Below are 16,449 nucleotides of genomic sequence, written 5' to 3'. Positions count from 1 at the left end.
GCTAATCGCTATTCTGGACCAATGCCCGGGCCTCGTACCCGGGCATTTTTATGCCAAATGGAACTTTTCGAACCCCTATATCTTGATGCAGAATAGGACAGCATGTCTGGCCGAGAGGGGACAATTGGTCATGAATATTCTGCTGAAACGCGTTCTCGACCGCCTGGTCCGCATAGGCAATCTCAAGGTGACAGGGCCGCAAGGCTCGATGGTGACTTTCGGTGACGGCAGCGGCGAGCCGGTGCACATGCACATTAAGACAAGGCATGCCGAGCGCGCAATAACCTTCGATCCGATGCTGGCGGTGCCGGAAGCCTACATGGACGGTGAACTCGACATTCTCGAGGGCGGCGTGCTGGGGGTGATGCGGATTGCCTTCCAGAACATGGGCAGCGGCGGTATCGATGCCACCTGGTCGAAGGCGATCGAAGGTCTGCGCCACGCCTTCCGGCGCCTGCAGCAGATCAACACGGCGTCGCGGGCGCGCCGCAACGTGCAGCGCCATTACGATCTGTCGGGCGACCTCTACCGCCTCTTCCTCGATGAGGACATGCAATATTCCTGCGCCTATTTCGAGCAGCCGGACATGACGCTCGACGAGGCACAAGCGGCCAAGAAGCGCCATATCGCCGCCAAGCTCAGGCTGAAGGCCGGCCAGACGGTTCTTGATATCGGCTCCGGCTGGGGTGGGCTTGGGCTCTATCTAGCCAAGGCGTTCGACGTCGACGTGCAAGGCGTGACGCTGTCGACCGAGCAGCACGGCGTCGCCACCGACCGCGTCCATGCGCAAGGCCTGCAAAACCGGGTGCATTTCGACATCAAGGACTATCGCGAGCTCAATGAGCGTTTCGACCGCATCGTCTCCGTCGGCATGTTCGAGCATGTCGGGGTCAATCATTTCCGCACCTTCTTCGACAAGTCGGCGACGCTGCTGAAGCCGGACGGCGTCATGCTGCTGCACACGATCGGCCGCTCCGGCGTGCCGTGGGCAACCAGCGCCTTCATCCGCAAGTACATCTTCCCGGGCGGCTACATCCCGTCGCTATCCGAAGTGATGCCGGCCATCGAAAAATCGGGGCTCGTCGTCATCGATATCGAGGTTCTGCGGCTGCATTATGCCGAGACACTGAAGCATTGGGGCGAGCGCTTCGCGGCCAACCGCGACAAGGCCAAGGCGATTTATGACGAGCGCTTCTGCCGCATGTGGGAGTTCTATCTTGCCGCCTCGGAAGCTGCCTTCCGCTGGCAGGATCTGGTGATCTTCCAGATCCAGATTGCCAAGAAGAACGACACGCTGCCGATGACGCGCGACTACATGGCCAGTTGCGAGAAGGCGCTGGAGATGCGCGATCTTGGACGTCGCGAAAAGGCTCCGGTGGCCAAGCCCACTCGCCGCCGCAAGGTGGCGGATCCGGAGTAGACTGCCGGCATCACGCCATTGCCGCTTGTCATTGCCGGCCGGCACGCTGAAAAGGGTCCCGTCAACGCAGGACCTTTTTTCATGACCTACCTCCTCTACGTCGCCGCCGCACTTGCCGAGATCGCCGGCTGCTTTTCGTTCTGGGCGTGGTGGCGGCTGGACAAGTCGCCGCTGTGGTTGGCGCCCGGTCTCGTCTCGCTCGTGCTATTCGCGTGGCTGCTGGCGCTGGTCGACACCAGCGCGGCGGGCCGGGCCTATGCCGCCTATGGCGGCATCTACATTGCCGCCTCGCTGGCCTGGTTGTGGCTGGCGGAAGGCGTGCACCCCGACCGCTGGGATCTTGCCGGTGCCGCGATCTGCATCGTTGGCGCCTCGGTCATTCTGCTCGCACCTCGGACTGCCTAAGCGATGGAACTGCCCGTCCCGCTTAGACAAGGCGTCGACCGCCTTCTCGAACAGGTGCCGTTGCCGATGCTTAAGCAAGCGGCAAAGACGCTGTCGGACCGCTACCGCGCAGAGTTGCGCGACGGTCGCCTGCACATGGCCGAAGACATGGCGGTGAAGGCCTATCTGGCAACGCGGCTACCGGCGACCTATGCGGCCGTTCGCGCCAGCCTCGATGCGGTGGGCGAGTCTCGGCCCGACTATGCTCCGAAGACCTTGCTCGATGTCGGCGCTGGCCCTGGCACGGTGCTTTGGGCCACAATCAATCTCTGGCCGGATCTCGAACAGGCGGTGCTACTCGAGGCCGGCGCCGCGGTACGAAGGGTCGGCGAAGCACTTGCCGCGGATTCGATCACGGCCAGGACCGCCTGGCGGACCGGCGACATCACCATCGACCTGGTCGATCTGGAGCCGGCCGAGCTGGTGACTTCAGCCTATGTGCTGGATGAGATCGCGCCGGCATCGCTGGCAAAACTCGTCGACCGGCTCTGGCAGCTGACCGCAGACACGCTGCTGGTGGTCGAGCCGGGCACGCCGGCCGGCTGGCAGCGTATTCTTGCCGTGCGGCGGCAGCTGATCGAGGCGGGCGCGCACGTGCTTGCGCCCTGCCCGCATGAGGCGCCCTGCCCGCTCGTCGCCCCCGACTGGTGCCATTTCGCCCGCCGCGTCGCCCGCTCGCGCCTACACCGTCTGGCCAAGGATGCCGAGGTGCCGTGGGAGGACGAGAAATTCATCTTTGTCGCGGCCTCCCGCCATCCGGCCGCTCCGCCTCGAGCGCGAGTGATCGCACCGCCGAAGTCGGGCTCCGGCAAGGTCTTGCTGAAGCTTTGCGAACAGGATGGGGGTGCTGCCGAGCGACTGTTCACCAAGCGCGACGGCGAGACGTTCAAGGCCGCGCGGCGACTGGATTGGGGTGATGCCTTGCCGGAATGACCGGCAGCTATTTTCCTGTTTTGTTCTCGCCTGAGAACGGCTAGGCTCGCCATCTTGATTCGAGTCAATCGAGATTCTTTCCACCGAAAGATCCTGGCTGTGAATCGCGGGCATCAAAGTTGGTTGGTTGGGGACTGATGCAGATAAGTCATCACTGACTTGTCTCGTTCTGATATCGAGAGACGGGGATCAGGACCGGGGACATCATGGCAGAGGCAGCACGAAAATTCGGCGTGGCGGAAACACCGCTCTATCGCGAGGCGCCGAACAATATCGAGGCCGAGCAGGCGCTGCTCGGCGCCATACTGGTCAACAACGATGCCTTCTACCGCGTCTCCGACTTCCTGAAGCCCGGCCATTTCTACGAGCCGCTGCATAGAAAGATCTTCGAGGTCGCGGCCGAGCTCATCCGCATGGGCAAGATCGCGACGCCGATCACGCTGAAGACCTTCCTGCCGGCCGACGAGAAGGTCGGCGACATGACGGTGGCGCAATATGTCGTGCGGTTGGCGGTCGAGGCCGTCACCGTCGTCAACGCCACCGACTATGGCCGCGCCATCTACGATCTGGCGACGCGGCGCGCGCTAATCACTGTCGGCGAGGACATGGTGAACATCGCCTATGACGCGCCGGTCGACATGTCGCCCTCCGACCAGATCGAGGATGCCGAGCGGCGCCTGTTCGAATTGGCCGAAACCGGCCGCTACGATGGCGGCTTCGAGAGCTTCACCGATGCCGTCAAGACCGCCGTCGACATGGCCAATGCGGCTTATATGCGCGACGGGCATTTGTCGGGCGTTGCTACCGGCTTGCGCGATCTCGACCGCCGCATGGGCGGCCTGCAGTCGTCCGACCTGATCATCATTGCCGGCCGCCCCGGCATGGGCAAGACCTCGCTCGCCACCAATATCGCCTTCAACATCGCCGAGGCCTATGTCCCGGCGCAGCAGGCGGACGGCTCGTTCAAGGCGGCCAATGGCGGCGTCGTCGGCTTCTTTTCGCTCGAAATGTCATCCGAACAGCTGGCCACCCGCATTATTTCCGAACAGACGGAAATCCCGTCGTCGAAAATCCGGCGCGGCGAGATCAGCGAGATGGATTTCGAAAAGCTGGTCGCCTGCTCGCAGACAATGCAGAAAATCCCGCTGTTCATCGACCAGACCGGCGGCATTTCTATCGCTCAGCTGTCGGCCCGCGCGCGTCGCCTGAAGCGCCAGCGCGGCCTCGACGTCATTGTTATCGACTATATCCAGCTGATGCAGGGATCGAGCGCGAAATCCTCGCAAAACCGCGTCCAGGAAATCACCGAGATCACCACCGGCCTCAAGGCACTAGCCAAGGAGCTGGCGGTGCCGATCATCGCGCTGTCGCAGCTGTCGCGCCAGGTCGAGAGCCGCGACGACAAGCGCCCGCAGCTTTCGGATCTGCGCGAATCGGGCTCCATCGAGCAGGACGCCGACGTGGTGCTGTTCGTCTACCGCGAGGAATATTACCTGAAGAACCGCGAGCCGAAGCCGGGCACCGACGAATACATCAAATGGGAACACGAGATGAACGAGATGCGCGGTAAGGCCGAGGTCATCGTCGCCAAACAGCGCCACGGCCCAACGGGATCGGTCAGCCTCGCCTTCCAGGGCGAATTCACCCGCTTCTCGGACCTTGCGGAAGAGCATCATTTGCCGGATCGGTTCGAGTGACCTCTTGATACAGGTCTCATTCCTTCGCACCCCCCTCTGTCCTGCCGGACATCTCCCCCTCAAGGGGGGAGATCGGATGTCATTTCGGCTTTCGGCAATCGTCAATGCTGCTAGATGTACGGCAATATCGGAGCTGCCAATCTCCCCCCTTGAGGGGGAGATGTCCGGCAGGACAGAGGGGGCCGCTGTCCCGCTGACCTGTCTTTCAATTGCCGCAGGCCGCGCCTGATGGCCAAATCCCGCATTCAGTTCATCTGTCAGAATTGCGGATCGGTGCATCAGCGCTGGGCTGGCAAATGCGATGCCTGCGGCGAGTGGAACACGCTGGTCGAGGAAGGTACGTCAGGCGGTATCGGCTCCGGCCCGGCCAATACGCGCAATGCACGCAAGGGCCGCGCGGTGGTGCTGACCAGCCTCTCCGGCGACATCGAGGACGCGCCGCGCATCGTCTCCGGCATCGGCGAACTCGACCGGGCCACCGGCGGCGGCTTCGTGCGCGGCTCGGCGCTGCTGGTCGGCGGCGATCCCGGCATCGGCAAGTCGACGCTGCTCACCCAGGCCGCGGCCGCGCTGGCGGCAAAGGGCCACCGCATCGTCTATGTCTCGGGCGAAGAGGCGGTCGCGCAGATCAGGCTGCGCGCCCAGCGGCTCGGCGTCGCCGACACCCCGGTCGAGCTCGCCGCCGAAACCAATGTCGAGGACATCCTCGCCACCATCGCCGATGGCAAGCGGCCGGATCTGGTCATTCTCGATTCGATCCAGACGCTGTGGACCGATATGGCCGATTCGGCGCCCGGCACGGTGACCCAGGTGCGTGCCGCCGCCCAGGCGATGATCCGCTACGCAAAATCCACAGGGGCGGCGATCGTTCTGGTCGGCCACGTCACCAAGGAGGGCCAGATCGCCGGACCGCGCGTCGTCGAGCACATGGTCGACGCGGTGCTCTATTTCGAGGGCGAAGGCGGCCACCACTACCGCATCCTGCGCACGGTCAAGAATCGCTTCGGGCCAACCGATGAGATCGGCGTCTTCGAAATGTCGGACAAGGGCTTGCGGGAAGTCGCCAACCCGTCCGAGCTTTTCCTCGGTGAGCGCCATGCGAAGTCGCCGGGTGCCGCGGTTTTCGCCGGCATGGAAGGCACACGGCCGGTGCTGGTCGAGATCCAGGCGCTGGTGGCGCCATCGACGCTGGGCACACCGCGCCGCGCCGTCGTCGGCTGGGACGGTGCCCGGCTGTCGATGATCCTGGCGGTTCTGGAAGCCCATTGCGGCGTCCGCTTCGGCACGCACGACGTCTATCTCAACGTTGCCGGCGGCTACCGCATTTCGGAGCCGGCGGCCGACCTGGCGGTGGCGGCGGCACTGGTTTCCTCGCTCACCGGTCTTGCCCTTCCCGCCGATTGCGTCTATTTCGGCGAAATCAGCCTTTCGGGTGCGGTGAGGCCGGTTGCGCATGCGCAGCAGCGCCTCAAGGAAGCCGAAAAGCTGGGTTTCGGACGCGCGGTTCTGCCCTTGGGCAGCGAGGAACTTGTTGGTGGTAATGGGGTCGGGGGGATCGGAGCCGGCGCTTTCCAGCCCACCGAGCTTGCCGATCTCGTGGCGCGCATAGCCGGCTCTCGGCGCAGCCGCGCCGACGAGCAAGAGTGATGCGGCTCGTCGAGTCGTGAAAAAGAGATCGGAGTGGGGCGAAAAACATGCCGATTACGCTGCTTGACGGAATTCTCGTCGGCTTCACCCTGGTCTCGGCGATGCTCGCTATGGTTCGCGGCTTTTCGCGCGAGATCCTGTCGATCATCTCCTGGGCAGCCGCCGCGGCCGCCGCCTTCTTCTTCTACAAGCCGGTGCTGCCTTACATTCAGCCCTATGTCGACAACGAAAAGGCCGCCATGGCGGCGGCCGCCGGTATCGTCTTCATTGTCGCGCTGATCGTCGTTTCGGTCATCACCATGAAGCTCGCCGACTGGATCATCGATTCCAGGATCGGCGCGCTCGATCGTACACTTGGCTTCCTCTATGGCGCGGCGCGCGGCATCCTGGTCGTGGCTGTCGCGCTGCTTTTCTTCAATTGGCTGGCCGGCGCCAAGGCTCCAGGCTGGATTGCCAACGCCAAGTCAAAGCCGTTGCTCGAATCGATCGGCGCCAAGCTCGAAAGCCTGCTGCCCGAGGATCCGGAAAACGCCATCCTCAACAAGCTCAATCCGAATCAGCCGGCCACCGAGACGCCTCTGGCCCCCGACGCGCCTGCAGCGGAAGCCCCTGCCGCCGGCGACGACGCCACTGCTCCGGCACCCGACGACAGCGATGCGCCGCCGGCCGACAATGCGCCCGCGACGCCGGCACCTGCAAACCCGGCGCCGGCAAACTGATTTCGACAGACTTGCGAGGCTCAAGACTGTCGATCATGTGAACGCCGCACGACGTGCGTTGCTTTCGATGCGCTATGACCTTATATGGCGACTTTAGCGGAGCTTGAGCCCCAATGGCAGCCTCAGTGGCAGACGCAGACGACGTGCTTTCCGCCGAAGCCGACGACCATTTCCACGACGAATGCGGCGTGTTCGGCATTTTCGGCCGGCAGGACGCCGCAGCCATTGTAACGCTCGGTCTGCATGCGTTGCAGCATCGAGGCCAGGAAGCGGCCGGCATCGTTTCCTATGACGGCACCCAATTCCATGTCGAACGCCATGTCGGCCTGATCGGCGACACCTTTACTAAGCAGCGTGTCATCGACAGCCTGCAAGGCAACCGTGCCATCGGCCACACACGCTATGCCACCACCGGCGGCGCCGGTCTGCGCAATATCCAGCCTTTCTTCGCCGAACTTGCCGATGGCGGCTTTGCCGTCGCCCATAACGGCAATCTCACCAACGCCATGACCGTTCAGCGCGCCCTGCAGAAGCAAGGCGCCATCTTCTCTTCCACCTCCGACACCGAAACGCTCCTGCACCTGGTTGCCACCAGCAAGGAGCGCGACCTGAATTCGCGCTTCATCGATGCGGTGCGCCAAGTCGAAGGCGCCTTCTCGCTGGTGGCGATGACGTCCAAGAAGATGATCGGGTGCCGCGACCCGCTCGGCATCCGCCCGCTGGTGCTCGGCGATCTCGACGGCGCCTGGATTCTCGCCTCCGAGACCTGCGCGCTCGATATTATCGGTGCGCGTTTCGTGCGCGACCTGAAGCCCGGCGAAATGGTCGTCGTCACCAGCAAGGGCATCGAAAGCCTGTTCCCGTTCGAGCCGCAGAAGACCCGCTTCTGCATCTTCGAATATGTCTATTTCGCGCGGCCGGATTCGTCGGTCGAAGGCCGCAACGTCTATGAAGTGCGCAAGCGCATCGGCGCCGAGCTGGCGCAGGAAAGTCCGGTCGAGGCCGACATCGTCGTGCCGGTGCCGGATTCGGGCACGCCGGCGGCGATCGGCTTTTCGCAGGCCGCGGGCATTCCGTTCGAGCTCGGCATCATCCGCAATCACTATGTTGGCCGCACCTTCATCCAGCCCGGCGATTCGATCCGCCACATGGGTGTCAAGCTCAAGCACAACGCCAACCGCCGCATGATCGAAGGTAAGCGCGTGGTGCTGGTGGACGATTCGATCGTGCGCGGCACCACCAGCCAGAAGATCGTCCAGATGGTGCGCGATGCCGGCGCCAAGGAAGTGCATATGCGCATCGCTTCGCCGCCGACGCGCGCCTCCTGCTTTTACGGCGTCGACACACCGGAAAAGTCGAAGCTGCTGGCGTCGCGCATGTCGGTGGAGGAGATGGCCGAGTTCATCCGCGTCGATTCGCTCGGCTTCCTGTCGATCGACGGGCTCTACCGCGCCGTCGGCGAGGCCGGCCGCGACAACGAGCAGCCGCAATTCTGCGACGCCTGCTTCACCGGCCAGTATCCGACCCGGCTTGCCGACTTCGAAGGCTCCGACAATGTGCGCACGCTGTCGCTACTGGCGGCGGGCGGGTCTTAGCAGACGCTGCTTCAATGCTGAAGCTGTTCTGGCTGGATTTTGAAGCAGGACGCCGCCACGGTTTTCCGATGGGCGTCGGCATCACCGCAGAAGACGAAACGGATGCGGTAGATCTCGCCAAAACACGGTTGTTTGCCAGCGGAAAATTTCCAACCGCCTACAGGATCAAGATCATCCCCGATCTGGACACCCTGGACCAGAACCATGTCAGGCCGAATATCGGCCATTACCTGCGTCGGGGAATCTGGTTTCCGACCGGTTATGATAGTAGCTGGTCTCCGTAACCTTTGATCTTGAGAGTGACCTCATGATTTCTGCCCTTGACCTCTCCGGCCGCGTTGCGGTCGTCACCGGCGCCTCGCGCGGTATCGGCTATTTCATCGCCAGGGAGCTTGCCGCGGCCGGTGCGCATGTGATTGCGGTTGCTCGCACCGTCGGCGGGTTGGAAGAACTCGACGACCAGATCAAGGCAGGTGGCGGACAGGCGACGCTAGTACCGCTCGATCTTGCCGACATGGCGGGGATCGACCGGCTGGGCGGCGCCATCCACGAGCGCTGGGGCAAGCTCGACATACTGGTCGCCAACGCCGCTGTGCTCGGCGTCATCGCCCCGATCGGCCATGTCGAGGCCAAGACCTTCGAGAAGGTGATGACCATCAACGTCACCGCAACATGGCGGCTGATCCGCTCGGTCGACCCGCTGCTCAGGCTTTCCGATGCCGGCCGTGCTATCGTGCTGAGCTCCAGCCTTGCCCACTCCGCACGCGCCTTCTGGGCGCCTTATGCGGCGTCGAAGGCGGCGGTCGAGGCCATGACGCGTTCATGGGCGCATGAGACCGAAAACCTGCCGCTCAGGGTCAATGCCGCCGATCCCGGGGCAACGCGCACCGCGATGCGGGCGCAGGCCGTACCCGGCGAGGATCCTGAAACACTGCCGCACCCTTCGGAGATGGCCAAGCGTATCGTGCCGCTGGCCAGCCCTACGCTCAAGGAGACCGGGCTGATCTTCCAGGCCAAGCACAATCGCTTTGTCGCCTACCGGCAGCCGGAATAGCCACACATCGCATTTTGCCGGAAGAATTGCGCCGGCACCAACGTTGTTCGGGTGCCACAATTCGAGAAACGGAGGACCATATGCGGAGACTGCTTCTCTTGACTGCCACCGCGCTGCTTGCAGTGATCGGCGCCGCGTCGTCGCAGGAGGCAACGATGAGCTTTTTCGTCACCAGCGTCGGCTCCGGCAAAGGCGCCGATCTCGGCGGTCTCGCCGGCGCCGACGCCCATTGTAGTTCACTGGCCGAAGCCGCGGGCGTTACCGGCAAGACATGGCGCGCCTATCTCTCGACCAGCGATACCGATGCACGCGACCGTATCGGCAAAGGCCCGTGGTTCAACGCCAAGGGCGTCAAGATCGCCGATGATGTCGCTTCCCTGCATAGCGATGCCAACGCCATCACCAAACAGACGGCACTCGACGAAAAGGGCCAAATGGTCAACGGCCGCGGCGACACGCCCAACCGGCACGACGTGTTGACCGGCTCCAAGCCGGATGGCACGAAAATAGCCGACCAGACCTGCGGCGACTGGACGCTGAGCGGAGCAGAAGGTGTGGCGATGATGGGTCATCACGATCGTACCGGCCTCGATGATTCGGCAGCCGCCAAATCGTGGAATTCCTCGCATGCGTCACGCGGTGGCTGCAGCCAGGAAGCGCTGAAGGGCACCGGCGGCGACGGCCTGTTCTATTGTTTTGCGGTGAACTGAACCAAACGACCCGACATCACGTGGCTGTGATGCCGTGGCTTAACGCCGCGCTTTGGCCCAGCTTTCGCCGCTGGGCCGGAGTTGCTAGGATCGTGCGACTCCCAAAACAAGCAGAGCGAGGAAATACTCATGGCGGCACCGAGCGTAGCGTTAGTCTGGTATCTGGTGATCGCCGGCCCGCAAGGCGGAATGGTCGTGCTGCCCAGCACATTCGACACCCGCGAACAGTGCGCCTTCGCCATAGCCGAATACCAGAAGCAACCGACGCCGGCCGGCTGGTCGGTGCAGTGCGTGCCGAGCGCCTCGCCCTTCGCCGACGAGGGCGACGCCGAGGAGCCGTCGGCGCAGTAGGACAGCGTGATCTCCCCCCTTGAGGGGGAGATGGCCGACAGGCCAGCGGGGGTTGGTCCGACCGGGCTCGGCCTGCTGCAGCGGTTGGCGCTTCACGCGAGACAACCCCTCTGTCGCCTTCGGCGACATCTCCCCCTCAAGGGGGGAGATCGTCAGCGTCGCGCGCTTACCGTCAGCTCCGGCTTCTGGCTGATGGTCTGGAACACGACGCAGTAGCGCTCGGTCAGCTTGAGCAGCGCATCGATGCGCTCCTGCGGCTCGTCGGTGTCGAGGCCAAATGTCAGCCGGATGGCGCGGAAGCCAACCGGCGCATCCTTTGCCACGCCAAGCGTGCCGCGAAAGTCTAGGTCGCCTTCGGCTTCCACCGTGGCGGCCCCAAGCTTGAATTCCAGCGCCGTCGCTACAGCCTTCAGCGTGACGCCGGCGCAAGCCACCAGTGCCTCCAGCAGCATGTCGCCGGAGCAGAGTTCGAGCCCGGTGCCGCCGGTCGCCGGGTGCAGCCCGGCAATGGCGATCGCCCTGCCTGTCTCGACCTTGCAGGCGATCGATTGGTCGTCGATCGAGCCTTTGGCGCGGAGAGTAATCAGCGCGCGCGAGGCGTCGTCGCGATAGGCCACCTTCAGCGGCGCCTGCATGGCCTTCAATGCAATCGCGTCCATTTCGTTTCTCTCCCATAGTTGCCTGGCTTCGCTGCCTAACGGCGATGCCGCCTGCCCAAACGCAAGTCTCCACTGGCGTAGCGCTTGGCAGGGTTTCGCCCGTATAGCCTGACGATACGGGGAGCATCCAACGCCTTCACACCGTCTCTCGCAACACATTCGTAAGGCCGCCGGACATATGGCCGATATCGCCATCGTGGAAACCCGCGAACGGGTTCTTGCCGGAATCCTGTTCACCGGGGCTGCCTACCTGCTGTTTTCGATGCAGGACGCCTCAAGCTGACACTATGGTGTCAGGAAGGGGCAGCGTAGGCTGGTGAGATGACGGGATCGCTGGACATGCCATGCACAGTGGAAAGCGCCCGCGAGCGTACCCTCGGCATCATCCTGGTCTCGGCATCGGCGGCCGTTTTCGGCCTCACCGGCGTGCTGACCAAATCGATCCATGCCGACCCGCTGACCATTACCTGCTGGCGCGGCTTCGTCGGCTCGATCCTGATCAGCCTCTATGTCCTATGGCGCCGCCAGCGCTCCGGCGGTCGCGACAGCTTGCGGCTCGGCTGGCGAGGCTGGCTGCTGGCGATCGAGGGCGCGCTCGCGAGCATCGCCTTTATCTCGGCGTTCAAGTTCACGTTTGTCGCCAATGTCGCGATCATCTATGCCACGGCCCCGTTCGTCACCGCGCTGCTGGCCCTCCTGTTAGTCCGCGAGCCGTTCCGGCTGCAGACGCTTGCCGCCGCTGCTGTGTCACTATGCGGTGTGGCAATCATGGTCTGGTCCGGCTTCGGCACCGGCCATTTGTTCGGCGACGGGCTGGCGCTGCTGATGACGATCGGCAGCGCGCTCTACATGATCATGGTGCGCGCCTTCCGCGACACGCCGGTGGTGTGGGCGGGTGCGGTGTCGGCATTCCTTCTGTTCGTGCTCGGCTGGTTCGTCGCCGATCCGCTGGCTGTCTCGGCCAGGGACGCTGTGCTTCTAGTCACCTTCGGCGCCTCGTTCGCGCTGGCTTCGATCCTGTGGACGGAGGGCACCCGGCTTATTCCGGCGGCCGAGTCCGGATTGCTGGGTTCAGCTGAAGTGCCATTCGCGATCCTGTTTGCCTTCCTGTTCCTGGCGGAGATCCCGCCGGCAGCCAGCATGGTCGGTGGCGCCATCGTGCTTTGCGCGGTGTTCGCTCACGCCGGCCGCGACTGGCTGATGGCTAGGCAGCGCGCAGCGGATGCATGACCAATCCTCGCCGCGTCCGAGCGCGAGTTGGTGGTCCGATCACGAGAAATCCGGTCCTGAAAATTAATTTGAAAAGTCATGGAACCATCATAGGGCTCAGGCATTATGGCTGCGACGGGCCACCCCAAGTCCCCCCAAACCCCTCGGCCCGTCCTACTTAGAAGCCGACCGCAAGGTCGGCTTTTTCTTTGCTGGCTCGATTGGCCAAGGCCAGGTTGCCGCTGAACAACGCGGCCAGATCCTGCGCCGGCCGGTCGGCATCCTCACGCAAGCGGACGGCGAATTCGGCGACCGGCACCGGCGGCAGATCAAGATCGCGCGGCGCCTCGACGATGCCGGAATGAGCGAAGCGCGCCGTCCTCAACGTCAAGGCGATGCCGGCGTGCACCGCCGTGCGCAGGCCGGCAAGGCTGGCACTGCCGGCAGCAATGCGGTAGCGACGGCCGGCCGCATCGAGTGCACTGGTCGCCGCTTCGCGAAACCCGCAATGGGGATCGAGCAGCGCCAAGGGCAGTTCGTCGTGGCGGGTGGCCAACCCGTTCTGTGAGCAAAGCCAGATCATTGGTTCCTTGAGCACACCGACTTCGTCCCGTGTCGGCACCTGCCGCATGGCAATGGCCAGATCAAGGGTGCCGGCCTGCAAAGCCTGCGCCAGTTCGGCGGAACGGCCGACGCGCAGTTCGATCCTGACGCGCGGATGGCTGACAGCAAAAGCCCTGAGAAGCTGCGGCAAGCCGCTGTCGGCGAAATCCTGCGTGGTGCCGATGGCGACGCGCCCGTCGGCGTGCGCGCCTTTGAGGGCCAGCCACGCCTCGCGGTGCGCGGCAAGGATGCGACGCGCGTGAACGATCAGATCCTCGCCTGCCGACGTCAGGCCGCGCCCTCGCCCCTGCGGCACCAGCAGCGGTTCGCCGACAACATCCTCCAGCCGCTGCATCTGCGCGGTCACTGCGGACGGCGAGCGACCGACGATCGACGCGGCCCGCGCCAGGGAACCGCCATCGACGAAAGCGAGGAAAGTCTTGAGGAGGTCGGGATCGAACATCTGCATAGTTCGATGCTATCAAAGTGTTTATCAAAAACAATTCGATTTTTTTGATCAAAGGACGATGGCATGATTTTCTCGACGGCGAAGAGGCGCCGCTTGAAACCGAGGAGAAGAAATATGCCGATCATCAATGTCAGCGTTACCGGCAAGCCCGATGCCGCTTTGTCCGCCGCCATTGCCAAGGAAGTGACCGAACTGACGGCCACGCATCTGCGCAAGGACGCGACGATCACAGCTGTTGCCATTTCCTATCACGACCCCGAGCACTGGTTCGCCGGCGCCAAGTCGCTGGCCGAGCATGGCACCAACACGGCCTGGCTCGACATCAAGGTTGTCGACGGCACCAACACCAAGCTCGAACTGGAGACGTATCTGCAGGCAATTTTCGCGGCATTCGGCCGGCTGCTGGGTAAGGTGCATGAGGAAAGCTACGCCCTCGTGCATGAAGTGCCTGCAGCCGCCTATGGCTTTGGCGGCAAGACGCAGGAATTCCGGTTCATCAGCGGAAGGATGAAAGCGGCGTAGCTGCGATAGGCAGCCGAGCCGAATCAAACATAGAAGAGAAGGAAAAATGGAGCCGCATTGACGTTGATCCAACTTCGGCTAGGTTCTCACCCGAAGCGGCCACTGAAGAGCCGTGACGTGAGATCGTTGGGAGATGCGGCGATGATCCTGACACTGGCGCTGCTTGCGGGTCTTGTCGCGGCCTGGCTGCTGATCGGCGTGGTGGAGAAGTTCCGCCTCGGCCTGCGTTTGAGCCAGGCGCTGCTCTACGTGCCGTTCAAGCTCGCCTACCGGATCAGCGACGAGCGCATCAAGATTGCGCGCAGGTCGGTGGCCCCGGTCATCTATGTCATCTGGCATCAGTCACGCATCGAGCCGGCGCTGATGCTGTCGCTGCTGCCGGAGGACACGCTGCACATCCTCGACCAGGCTTCGGCCAGATCGCCGTGGCTGGAGCCGTGGCGCGAGCTCGGCCGCACCATCGCCTTCAACGCCGAGCATGTCTTCGTCAGCCGCAGATTGGTGCGGGTGCTGAAGGGCAAGGGCCGGCTCGCCGTTTACCTGCCGGATGCGGTCGAGCCAGACGTCAAGTCGTTTCGGTTGTTTCGCGCCATCACTCGTATCGCCATGCAGGCCGACGCCCGTATCGTGCCGGTATTCGTTGCCGGCGCACGCAGCCTGCCGGCCTCGCTGACGCCGGCGGACAAGGCGCCGCGCCATTGGTTTCCGCAGCTGTCGATCAGCGCGCGGGAGCCGATGACCATCGCCGAGCTGGTGGCGCGGAACCCAGATCAGGCCTCCAACACCAATGCGCTGTTTGATCGCTTCGCCGAGGCCAGGCTTTTCGGCAGTGATCTCGACCGAGGGCTGTTCCTCGCCATGCGCGATGCGGCCGACCGTGTTGGCGCTTCGCACCCAATAATCGAGGACGTCATTGGCGGTGCCCTGAGCTACCGGAAAGTGTTCATCGGCGCCAGGGTTTTGGGCCGACGGTTCGAGGCAATAACAGCGCCGGGCGAAGCGGTTGGGCTGCTCCTGCCCAACGCCAATGGCGTCGTGCTGTCGTTCGTCGGACTTTTGTCGGCTGCGCGGGTGGCAGCAATGATCAACTATACTGCCGGCCCGGCCAGCGTCACCGCCGCCGTCCGCACGGCGATGATCCGAACCGTGGTCTCCTCACGCGCCTTTGTCGAAAAGGCCAACCTCGCCGACATCGTCGAGGCGGTGGAAAAGGGCGGGGCGAAACTGCTGTGGCTGGAGGATGTCCGCGCAAGCGTGACCGTGCTGGACAAGGCCGCAGCCGGCTTGCTGTGGCGCTGGCCGTTGCAGCGCCAGGATGCAGCCAAGCCGGCGGTGATCCTGTTCACCTCCGGCTCGGAAGGCACGCCCAAGGCCGTGGTGCTGTCGCACCGGAACCTTCTTGCCAATACGATGCAGGCGGAAGCTCGCATCACCATCTCGCCGGCCGATATCCTGCTCAACGTGCTGCCGGTGTTCCACTCGTTCGGGCTGACCGGCGGCACCATCCTGCCGCTGGTCACCGGAGTAAAGCTGTTCCTCTACCCGTCACCGCTCCACTACAAACTTATTCCGGAGGTGGCGCGCAAGGTCCGGCCGACGGTGATGTTCGGCACCGACACGTTCCTCGCCAACTATGCCCGCACCGCCAAGGACGGCGATTTTTCCAGCCTGCGCTTCGTCGTGGCCGGTGCCGAGGCGGTGAAGCCGGAGACGCGCCGGGTTTACCGCGAGCGCTTCCAGGCCGAGATCATCGAAGGTTTTGGCTTGACCGAGGCCGCACCAGTGGTTGCCGTCAACACCGCCATCCACGGCCGCGATGGAACGGTCGGGCGGCTGCTGCCGGCCATGCGCATGAAACTCGAACCGGTCGAAGGCATCAGCGACGCCGGCCGGCTGTGGCTCGACGGGCCGAACCTGATGATGGGCTACATGACCGGCGACCGGCCTGGCGAGCTGCAGCCGCTCGAAGGCTGGCACGACACCGGCGATATCGTTTCGGTCGATCGCGAAGGCTTCATCACCATTCGCGGCCGCGCCAAGCGCTTCGCGAAGATAGCCGGCGAGATGGTATCGCTTGGTGCGGTCGAGATGCTGGTGCAGTCGCTGTGGCCGGAAGAGCATCACGCCGTGGTAGCGGTGCCGGACAAGCGGCGCGGCGAGCGCCTCGTTCTGGTCACCACCGCCGACAATGCCGATCCCCACGAATTGCGCGAATTCGGCAAAAAAGCCGGCGCGGCCGAACTGATGGTGCCGAACGACATCGTCAAGGTCGAGGAGATCCCTGTACTGGGCTCCGGCAAGACCGACTATGTCTCGACTAGAAAGCTGGCACTCGAGAGGCTGGGACTGAGCGCACCCGCCTGAGGTTTGCTGTCGAGAACTCTAAAGCGCGTCGCGTTCGACCGGCCTTGTGCGAC

The 16,449-nt window shown here is 63.7% G+C and carries 16 protein-coding genes; 14 read left to right on the top strand and 2 right to left on the bottom strand.

The genetic code is table 11. The features are described from left to right. Positions 1-130 precede the first annotated feature (130 nt). The 11 genes from NKJ32_RS06575 to NKJ32_RS06525 all read left to right on the top strand — a co-directional run bounded on the left by NKJ32_RS06575 (position 131) and on the right by NKJ32_RS06525 (position 10,570). Complete coding sequence (locus NKJ32_RS06575; RefSeq protein ID WP_352467170.1) at positions 131-1,420, top strand: cyclopropane fatty acid synthase; 1,290 nt, start codon at positions 131-133, stop codon at positions 1,418-1,420. A gap of 81 nt (positions 1,421-1,501) precedes the next feature. Next, entirely contained in the window at positions 1,502-1,825 is a 324-nt protein-coding gene (locus tag NKJ32_RS06570) for a YnfA family protein (RefSeq protein ID WP_352467171.1), read from the top strand. Between the two features lie 3 nt (positions 1,826-1,828). After that, on the top strand, positions 1,829-2,797 hold the full coding sequence (locus tag NKJ32_RS06565) for a small ribosomal subunit Rsm22 family protein (RefSeq protein WP_352467172.1): 969 nt from the start codon (positions 1,829-1,831) through the stop codon (positions 2,795-2,797). 206 nt (positions 2,798-3,003) lie between these two features. Then, positions 3,004-4,494: a replicative DNA helicase gene (locus NKJ32_RS06560; RefSeq protein ID WP_023677714.1), complete on the top strand. Its 1,491-nt coding sequence runs from the start codon at positions 3,004-3,006 to the stop codon at positions 4,492-4,494. 228 nt (positions 4,495-4,722) lie between these two features. Next, a complete protein-coding gene (radA, locus tag NKJ32_RS06555; protein WP_352453216.1) occupies positions 4,723-6,141 on the top strand; it encodes a DNA repair protein RadA in 1,419 nt (472 codons plus the stop codon). Positions 6,142-6,188: 47 nt separating this feature from the next. Then, the gene (locus tag NKJ32_RS06550) at positions 6,189-6,860 is read left to right on the top strand and encodes a CvpA family protein (RefSeq protein ID WP_023677716.1); all 672 of its coding nucleotides are present in this window, start codon (positions 6,189-6,191) and stop codon (positions 6,858-6,860) included. A 125-nt stretch (positions 6,861-6,985) separates the two neighbouring features. After that, positions 6,986-8,455 (top strand): amidophosphoribosyltransferase, encoded by a 1,470-nt coding sequence (gene purF / locus NKJ32_RS06545; RefSeq protein ID WP_023677717.1) that lies wholly within the window; start codon positions 6,986-6,988, stop codon positions 8,453-8,455. Between the two features lie 14 nt (positions 8,456-8,469). Further along, positions 8,470-8,739 carry a hypothetical protein gene (locus tag NKJ32_RS06540; RefSeq protein ID WP_352647443.1) on the top strand — a complete coding sequence of 90 codons (270 nt, stop codon included), beginning with the start codon at positions 8,470-8,472 and terminating at the stop codon, positions 8,737-8,739. 23 nt (positions 8,740-8,762) lie between these two features. After that, positions 8,763-9,509 carry an SDR family NAD(P)-dependent oxidoreductase gene (locus NKJ32_RS06535; protein ID WP_352827111.1) on the top strand — a complete coding sequence of 249 codons (747 nt, stop codon included), beginning with the start codon at positions 8,763-8,765 and terminating at the stop codon, positions 9,507-9,509. Between the two features lie 80 nt (positions 9,510-9,589). Further along, complete coding sequence (locus NKJ32_RS06530; RefSeq protein WP_352782778.1) at positions 9,590-10,219, top strand: hypothetical protein; 630 nt, start codon at positions 9,590-9,592, stop codon at positions 10,217-10,219. 129 nt (positions 10,220-10,348) lie between these two features. Beyond that, on the top strand, positions 10,349-10,570 hold the full coding sequence (locus NKJ32_RS06525) for a hypothetical protein (protein WP_352795737.1): 222 nt from the start codon (positions 10,349-10,351) through the stop codon (positions 10,568-10,570). 152 nt (positions 10,571-10,722) lie between these two features. On the opposite strand, the gene NKJ32_RS06520 is transcribed toward NKJ32_RS06525, so the two are convergent. After that, entirely contained in the window at positions 10,723-11,229 is a 507-nt protein-coding gene (locus NKJ32_RS06520; RefSeq protein ID WP_352448969.1) for an OsmC family protein, read from the bottom strand. A 321-nt stretch (positions 11,230-11,550) separates the two neighbouring features. On the opposite strand from NKJ32_RS06520, the gene NKJ32_RS06515 reads away from it, so the two are divergent. Further along, complete coding sequence (locus NKJ32_RS06515; protein WP_502897422.1) at positions 11,551-12,459, top strand: DMT family transporter; 909 nt, start codon at positions 11,551-11,553, stop codon at positions 12,457-12,459. A 157-nt stretch (positions 12,460-12,616) separates the two neighbouring features. Here NKJ32_RS06515 and NKJ32_RS06510 read toward each other — a convergent pair whose 3' ends face one another. Beyond that, positions 12,617-13,510, bottom strand: a complete 894-nt coding sequence (locus NKJ32_RS06510; RefSeq protein ID WP_352569670.1) for a LysR substrate-binding domain-containing protein — start codon at positions 13,508-13,510, stop codon at positions 12,617-12,619. Positions 13,511-13,624: 114 nt separating this feature from the next. Between NKJ32_RS06510 and NKJ32_RS06505 the strand changes: the two genes are divergently transcribed. Then, a complete protein-coding gene (locus NKJ32_RS06505; RefSeq protein ID WP_352827108.1) occupies positions 13,625-14,032 on the top strand; it encodes a tautomerase family protein in 408 nt (135 codons plus the stop codon). Positions 14,033-14,173: 141 nt separating this feature from the next. Continuing rightward, on the top strand, positions 14,174-16,396 hold the full coding sequence (locus NKJ32_RS06500) for an AMP-binding protein (protein ID WP_352827106.1): 2,223 nt from the start codon (positions 14,174-14,176) through the stop codon (positions 16,394-16,396). Positions 16,397-16,449: the final 53 nt, after the last annotated feature.

The sequence above is a fragment of the Mesorhizobium sp. M0159 genome, from assembly GCF_040322295.1.
In the GTDB taxonomy this organism is placed as follows: domain Bacteria; phylum Pseudomonadota; class Alphaproteobacteria; order Rhizobiales; family Rhizobiaceae; genus Mesorhizobium.
The sequence above is the reverse complement of the archived record's forward strand: the minus strand, read 5'-3'. Positions and strand labels throughout refer to the sequence as shown.